We start from the raw sequence: 7,400 nt of genomic DNA, 5'->3' as shown, positions 1-7,400 counted from the left end.
CACTACTACAACCGCCAGAGACCGCACCAAGCTCTCGACGGAAAGACGCCGATCGAGGAGGTGCAGAACTAGACAGTGCCAAACACGTTAGATATTTATCTAGGGATCACCTCTCCGTGTTCTCTGTCGTCAGCGACTCTGCCAGTTCATGAAAGCTCTCGATGATCAGATCAGGTTCTCTCCCGTATGGTTCCCACGCTCGGCCTTTTCGATTGAGCCAGACGCCTTGCATCCCGGCACTCAGCGCCCCATTCACGTCACTCCAACTTGCGGTTACGTGAACGAGGTTTCCGAGGGGGACGCCAATGCGTTCGGCTGTGTATTCGTATAACTCCCGTGCCGGCTTATACAGATGGATGTCATCGGCGCTAATTACGCTGGTGATGATGTCCGCAAGGTTGGTGTGGTCGATCAAAGAATCGAGCAGCGCTGGATCACCATTGGAGAGAATATGGATGTCGTACCCGGCGTCGCGGATGGTCTCGAGCCCTCCTCGAACATCATCGAATACGTCCAATTCATGATACACCGAGAGAACTTCCTCGATTTCATCGTCGGTCAGGTCTACATCGAAGACATCGAGGGCATGTTTGAGTGCGAGCCGGTGTCGATCTACTGCTGGCCGATAAACGTTGATTTCGTTTCCAACCATCGCATATTCACGCGTGCGAAGTTGCCATACCCGAGCAAGTGCTGTGGCCTCAGGGGTATGGGCTTTAAGCGCCTTTCGAGACGACTCAACATCTACAAGGGTACTGTACGAATCGACGACTACCGATTCAATCCGGGATGGATCTATCTGCATATTGGTGATAGGATTCCCTCGTTATAAATGGATCAGATCAAGACAATATTGGCAAGAGGTGGGGGAAGAAGTTTTCAATGGCAGATTTCAGTACATAGCTCACTGAGGCGTACCAGCCGTTCTTTAGCTGTAACCACCACCAAGAAGGGACACTCTCTGCATACAATACGACCCTTCTCTGGCTGTTGCTTTGAGGCCATTATGGCTAGTCTCGAATAGACGTCTTCTGAGTAAAAGAACGGCTCGTATGTGAACTGAACAGCTCAATTTCTTTTTAAACGAAGTGTAGTTGGCTATATCGATGCAAGTTCTATGATTTTAAGATAACAAAAATAGTCTACTGGCTACTGTTACAATCGTCTCACTATTCACCAATAGCGGGGTTCCGTTAACTGGCCCGGTCGGCAAGGATTCACCAGTACGGTCTTAGTCACATCCGTTGTGAGGACGAATGTGAACATGATCATTAGATAAGCGCAGTGTCGACCTCCATTCGGTCGAACGTTGCCTTGTGGATACGTCCGACTATAACCTCGCTATCGAGGCTGCTATGGCCGCGAGTGACGACGTCGGGAAGCGCAAAGAAATCGGGCGAGCGAAACGAGAGACCGAGCGGCGCCCCGAGAAAGGCTACTATCAGAGAAGGCCTCCTTACGGCCTCACGTTCGACGACGCCGGCGAGCGCCTCGTTCCTGGAGAGCAGTTCGACGTTGCCGTTCGGGCTCTCGAGCTCCGGGACGCCGGCCACTCCTACCGGGAATCGCCGATGAGCTTGAGCCCGCTAAGTCGACTGTCGACCGTATCCTTGACCGACGGGAGCAGTACGAAAACCTCCGGTAAACCTCGAGCGACAATATTTCTTTTCGCGGATCCCGTTCGGTAGAGAAAGTTCCCCTGGTTTATATAAATCTATGGAAACGACAGAGGATGAAGCAATTGATGAGCTTAGTATGTGGTCCGCTCCAGATTTCATCAGTGTGCGTGACTTCACAACTATCTTGAGGTCGCGTTTCATAGGTGGATATGCTGTTTCACTAAACAGCCGACCGCCGCGGTGTCTCTAACACCGAGGCGGCTTCCTTCCCGGGAGCATCGCCCGTAAGCGACCGGTCTGCATTACCGTTTGCTACAACGGTTACGGAGTTAATCCTGACGGTTTTGCTTAAAGCAAACGGTTAAGTGATCAGCAGCCATAGGCTGAAATATGAGCGATAACCAACCCCGGGAAGGTGGCGGGAAATACGGAGAGAAAGTGACTGAGCAGGATATCCTCAAGGCGTTTGATTACAGCGATGACCCATTCCTCACGACTACGGAACTCGCCGAGCAACTTCCTGTCTCACGTCAAGCTGTGAGTTATCGCCTCGAACAGATGCGCAAGAAAGGTCTCGTCGACAAGAAAAAGACTGGTGCCCGTGCTGCCGGCTGGTGGGCTATGCTTGGACCGCGTCTTTCCGACAAAGCCGAGGAGCGGGCCAACGCTGCAGATCCAGACAGTACGATCTCTCACGAGAAACTGAAGGCCGAACTCGATATCGAGTGACGACCTCGTGGCCGAGACTGAGTACTCGGAACGTGCAGCCGACTGGTTGCGTGACGCCGAGCCTGACGTACAAGAACAGGTTATGAAACGTATCGAGCAGGCACAGGACTTTCCCGACCACTTTCTCGATCGACCCCGTGGGTCAGAGTACTACAAGCTCCGCGCTGGTGATTATCGCGCAATCATTGACTGGCAACGAAGTAGGGACCCCGAAGTGTTATTCGTTCGCGAGATTGACCACCGAAGCACTATCTACGACTGAGTGTCTGACGCACGTCTGGCTGATTCTTATCGTAACTGCACCGAATCGGTAGCGCATGGAGCCGATTACGCTCCGACTCTCTTCAGACATACTCGAGAAAATCGACAACGAAGCCGAAGAGCAGGGTCTAAGCCGTGCTGAGTCCTTTCGAGAAATTGTTGGGAATCGCCACGAACACGAAGAGATTCGGAGCGATTACGAGATGAAGCTTTCCGATTACGAGGAGAATCTGAGTGAACTCAAGACCGAAGTTGAGCGATTACGTAACGAAAAGCGGCTGATTCTTGAACAACGCCGAGAGAATATGGAGCTGGTAGAGTACGTGGAACGTGAGAAAAGTCTATCCGAGCGCAAGGCCCAAGCTGGTGATTGTTACGCGCGCGAAGTGGTGGCTCACAGGGATACCCAACGCCGAAGGATAACGGACTGAGAGACCGTGTCGATTATTTTCGTAGCGAGAAAGGACTGTCAGTAAACTACCCCGCCCTACTCGCCTCCTTCCGTTTTGCGACGGTTGGTCACTCTTTGAGGGCGGGGCTTTACCACACCGACATTGTGCCCTGCCACCCCATGCGTGGACGCGGCCCGGCTTTTTTCCCGTCCACGGGCTAGGTAGGCCCGTACGCGGTAGGGCAGAGTAGCTCACAATACGAGGATCACAGGTTCACTGTTCAGACTACAAGCCGCTGAGCCCACTGTCTTCGGATTCGTTACTCATTCCGGTTTCGGAGTCGTCCATCCCGTTCTCAGACTCGTTGTTTCCGCCTAGTCCGCCGTCCTCGGATTCATTGTCCATTCCATTCTCGGTCTCATTTTCTTCGCCGAGGCCACCCTCCTCGGACTCGTTGTCCATTCCGTTTTCGGACTCGTTGTCCTCGCCAATTCCACCGTTTCCAGAGTCGTCCATTCCATTTTCAGACTCGTTGTCCTCACCGATTCCACCGTTTCCAGAGTCATCCATTCCGTTTTCGGATTCATTCGCTCCGCTTTCTGCTCTGTTGAATAGCGGTGTTTCTATGGAAGGTCGCAATTTGATTCGACGTGTAAGCTGCTGACAGTGGTGGTCTCAAAATCACCGCTACTTCACTTCGGCTCAGAGGGCGCTATTCACCTATGGAAATTCTGCTGGCTGACCAAACCACGTTTGCCAAGATAATTCTTCGGGGCGACGAGGGCTTGCTGCATCTGCGAGCGTAGAATCAGCAAGCGGCGAACCGATAGTTACTGAAACAGCCGAGGGTGTCATAGAACTCTTCTCACACCGTGATGATCGTACTTCCCGGATTGTCTCCGCGTTCGTAGTTGGTGATAGCGATAACAAGGCGAAGGCACAGGGCAAGAAACACCTGCGCCCGTGCGTGGACGCGGCCTCGGGCGTGCATTCGCCCGAGGCCGCACTCCTTCACTGATTCGTTGGTTCGTTCGACTCCAGTACGGCGGTTGTACGTCTTATCCAACGTGGACTGCTTCAGCTGAACGTCCTCACTATGTTGTTCGATGCGGTCTTCGACCCTGTACTCGATGTCTTTTGGCTTAGCGGTGTTTCGCGCGTTGTACGGAGCGACTGGCACGACCCCTGTGTCCAGCAGGTAGTCGTGCCAGTCGAGGGTGTCGTAGGCGCTGTCACCGACCATCCAGGTCGGCTTGGCGACGGCGAGCGCGTCACGCGTGACGCGCATCGCCGTCTCCTCTGGCGCTTGCTTACTCTCTGTGAACTCCGCCGCAATCGGGATCTTTTGCCCGGTCGAGACGATCGTACAGCCGTAGCCATAGTAGTACTCGTCGTCGGTTGGATCGTAGCACTTTGACGCATCTTGATCGGTGGGCATCGCCCTCACGTCAGTTGAATCGATACAGTAGGTCAGGTCGAGCAGGCCGCGGCAGGCGGCCTGCTCGACGAGGTGGTCGAATACCTCGTCAACGATGTGTTCGAGGGCGGTGAGAAAGCGATCGACCGCGTCTCTCGACGGCGGTCGATCGAACCCACAGCTCAGCCAGACAATCGTGTTCCGAAGCTCTCGTGCAACGGGACGAATGCCGTAGATGTCCTTGTAGTAGCAGTGGAGAAAGCCACGCATCAACTCTGGTGACTCGTGGTCTCGTGTTCGCCCCGTCTCCGCCGGGGCGAACACGTCGAACTCTTCGAGAAACTCGAAAGAGAGGTGCTCGAACAGTGCTAGCGTCTCGGTCTCCACGACATTGAAGAACGAGTCTACCGAAGGAGCATCTTGCAGGGTCGCTGGACTCATTCACCTCAGCGTTCACCCTGCTCTTTGGTGTGCCACTCGTTCTATGACACCCTCGAAACAGCCATCAGGCGGGAGACTTCTTGTTTGCGAGAGCAGTCGCTCACGCTGCCACCAACCGGCCAATGAGCGCCGCCCTGGCGGCGCTCAGGCACTCACCCCTGGTGGATCGTACACCTCCTCACGGTCCAGCATGTGATACATTGAAACCAGCAGCTTCCGAGCAGTTGCTACAATCGCTGTTTTCGAGTTCTTCTTTCGATCTAACCGGTTGTAAAACCGGCTGAGATACTCGTCTTCGCACGTATGTACCGCTGAGTACGATGCTTGAACGAGCAGCCACCGGACTCGTCCTGATCCTCGCTTCGAGATGCTCCCCTCAAACCGCGAGTCGCCAGACTCGCGGATTATCGGGTTCAATCCGACATAGCTTACGACCTCTTTGGCCCGGTCAAACCGGTCGATCTCTCCCAACTCTGCGTAAATCGTCAATGCCGTAAAGTAACTCACACCAGGAATCGTCATCAGGAGCTGGGTCTCCTTCAGAGACCCAGCCCGCTCCTCGATCTCTGCTTCCAACGACTCAATCTGTTCAGTGAGTGTCTGAATGAGCTCCAGATACGACTCCAGCAACGCATCCCACGGTGCCGGGAGCGAGAGTTCCGCTAGGAACTCTCGTCCCTTCACACTCAGTGGTTTCACCTCCTGAGTGATCCCGTGATCACTCAACAAGCCATGGATCTTGTTCGCGTACTCGGTCCGGTTCTCAACGAGCTTTTGACGCCCGCGCACAAGTGCGCGGGCTTGCCGAACCTCGTCGGTTGGAACGTAGCTTTCAGGAATTGAGCCTAACCGAACCATCCGAGCGAGTTGTTTCGCGTCGACGCGGTCAGTTTTCTTGTCCGAGTCGGAGATCAACTTTAATTCGACTGGATTGGCGACGGTCACATCCAGATACTCTGAAAGAGTATCATGGATGTGGTAGTAATTGCTGGTCGCTTCAAGCGCGGCTTTGGACCCAGCGTACTGCTGAGCGAAGTCGTCGAGGTTCGCGTTTTCGACGCGAACCTCTTCAACGATCTCTCCGTTTTGGTCCAGTACCGCGATTTGTGAGTACCGTTTATGTACGTCAATTCCGATGAACATTGGGTTCACCTCGGGACGCCGGTGCGTGAAACAGAGATTCACCTATACGGGCTTTCCCGACTGCCGCCGGGAGCGGCAGTCGGGCTGTAATGCCCAGAACTCGGCTTCCTACGCACTCGGACCAGTCAACACCACGTGCTTCAGAGCACGGAATAGCGCTCGGTCTCTTGCGTCCCATACTTGTTTCACGCTCTCATGGGATAGCAGAATTTCCATCGAGTCAACACGGCACCGCTTTCAGTCTCATTGCCCGGGCCACCGTCCGAACAGCCCGCGATCGCCGCGATCAATCCGGTACCGGCCGCTATCGTGAATCGCCGTCTGTCGATCTTTGTCCATAGTACGCAGCTATTCCAAATTCAAATTAGTTAATAATGTCCCCATTCCGTTTTGACGATTGTACACGGTTTGGATGAATTTTAGATCGATAAATTTGAAAATACTTTATGAGCGATTGCAAGTGTTACGTTGCAGTTCGTCTGAGCGGCTATGGGCCGCTATACGTACTGACACTGCTCGCCCGTAGGAGCGAGCGGCCGCTGCTGTCGTTCTGTAGCCATTGTTCGATGTATATCCTGTTGACCAGGTCACAAATGTCACCCATGTATTCTCTAATGATAGGCGAGTAACATAAGTTTTGCTGTTACTTCTATATATGAGCACATACTTTTGATATTTATTACAGAGTTAGTTGTGGGAACAACCACCTATATAGTAATATAGCCTATCTAAGGTATCCTATTATTAAGATCGGCCTTTGCTTTCACACCTACCGGATCTCCGCATATCCCCGACCGGCCAAAATCTGAGCGGGGCTGCTCTCTCTGTGTGATGTTTTCTACACTACTTCCCACACATAATATAATGCCTTAAAATTAAGACTTGGGATTTAAGTGTACCGGTGTCAATGATCCTACTCATGTCAGACAATTCTAGTGGATCCAACATTAACCACGGAAATATCACTTTCAGCGCCAGTAACCGGTTTGACGAGATTCTAAGTACTCTCAGTAATATCCAGCGGCGACGAATCATCTCATATCTTCAAGATGAAGAGGCAGCCTCTAAAAGTGAAATATCTAATCAACTCATTGCGTGGCAATACGACTCAGAGCCTAGTGAAGTTCCAGAGGAAGTAGTCGATAGGGTCAAAACAGATCTACACCACACGCATCTTCCAGAACTCAAAGATACAGGACTCATTGAATATGATAGACGGTCAGAGATGGTCTTAGTTCGTGGTCTCCCAGAATTAGCTGAACTCTGCCTCGATCACTGTGAATCAGCGGACTTGCCCTCAGAATACCAGTAGTTGGTGGAACGGGTTTCAACACCTATGAGAATCCTGCGACTGACCAAACCACGGATCGTCTAATAGCTGTTTCGTCGTCGATAGTG

At 52.7% G+C, this 7,400-nt stretch carries 8 protein-coding genes; 3 read left to right on the top strand and 5 right to left on the bottom strand.

What is annotated here, in order from left to right:
• Window positions 1-106: 106 nt before the first annotated feature.
• Complete coding sequence (locus tag GWG54_RS20140) at window positions 107-805, bottom strand: haloacid dehalogenase type II (RefSeq protein WP_167939425.1); 699 nt, start codon at window positions 803-805, stop codon at window positions 107-109.
• Between the two features lie 466 nt (window positions 806-1,271).
• Window positions 1,272-1,553: a hypothetical protein gene (locus GWG54_RS20135; RefSeq protein ID WP_167939424.1), complete on the bottom strand. Its 282-nt coding sequence runs from the start codon at window positions 1,551-1,553 to the stop codon at window positions 1,272-1,274.
• Window positions 1,554-2,009: 456 nt separating this feature from the next.
• Here GWG54_RS20135 and GWG54_RS20130 point away from each other — a divergent pair, with 456 nt between their 5' ends.
• The 3 genes from GWG54_RS20130 to GWG54_RS20120 are packed head-to-tail and all read left to right on the top strand — an operon-like array spanning window position 2,010 to window position 3,040.
• Window positions 2,010-2,348 (top strand): MarR family transcriptional regulator, encoded by a 339-nt coding sequence (locus GWG54_RS20130; protein WP_167939423.1) that lies wholly within the window; start codon window positions 2,010-2,012, stop codon window positions 2,346-2,348.
• A 7-nt stretch (window positions 2,349-2,355) separates the two neighbouring features.
• Window positions 2,356-2,610 carry a type II toxin-antitoxin system RelE/ParE family toxin gene (locus GWG54_RS21430; protein WP_167939422.1) on the top strand — a complete coding sequence of 85 codons (255 nt, stop codon included), beginning with the start codon at window positions 2,356-2,358 and terminating at the stop codon, window positions 2,608-2,610.
• A 55-nt stretch (window positions 2,611-2,665) separates the two neighbouring features.
• The gene (locus tag GWG54_RS20120) at window positions 2,666-3,040 is read left to right on the top strand and encodes a ribbon-helix-helix protein, CopG family (protein WP_209438549.1); all 375 of its coding nucleotides are present in this window, start codon (window positions 2,666-2,668) and stop codon (window positions 3,038-3,040) included.
• A 246-nt stretch (window positions 3,041-3,286) separates the two neighbouring features.
• Here GWG54_RS20120 and GWG54_RS20115 read toward each other — a convergent pair whose 3' ends face one another.
• The 3 genes from GWG54_RS20115 to GWG54_RS20105 form a co-directional block, all read right to left on the bottom strand.
• A complete protein-coding gene (locus tag GWG54_RS20115) occupies window positions 3,287-3,571 on the bottom strand; it encodes a hypothetical protein (RefSeq protein ID WP_167939421.1) in 285 nt (94 codons plus the stop codon).
• Window positions 3,572-3,866: 295 nt separating this feature from the next.
• A complete protein-coding gene (locus tag GWG54_RS20110; RefSeq protein WP_167939420.1) occupies window positions 3,867-4,859 on the bottom strand; it encodes a transposase in 993 nt (330 codons plus the stop codon).
• Between the two features lie 144 nt (window positions 4,860-5,003).
• The gene (locus GWG54_RS20105; RefSeq protein ID WP_167939419.1) at window positions 5,004-6,002 is read right to left on the bottom strand and encodes an IS110 family transposase; all 999 of its coding nucleotides are present in this window, start codon (window positions 6,000-6,002) and stop codon (window positions 5,004-5,006) included.
• Window positions 6,003-7,400: the final 1,398 nt, after the last annotated feature.

The sequence above is a fragment of the Natronococcus sp. JC468 genome (genome assembly GCF_012163165.1).
In the GTDB taxonomy this organism is placed as follows: domain Archaea; phylum Halobacteriota; class Halobacteria; order Halobacteriales; family Natrialbaceae; genus Natronococcus; species Natronococcus jeotgali.
The sequence above is the reverse complement of the archived record's forward strand: the minus strand, read 5'-3'. Positions and strand labels throughout refer to the sequence as shown.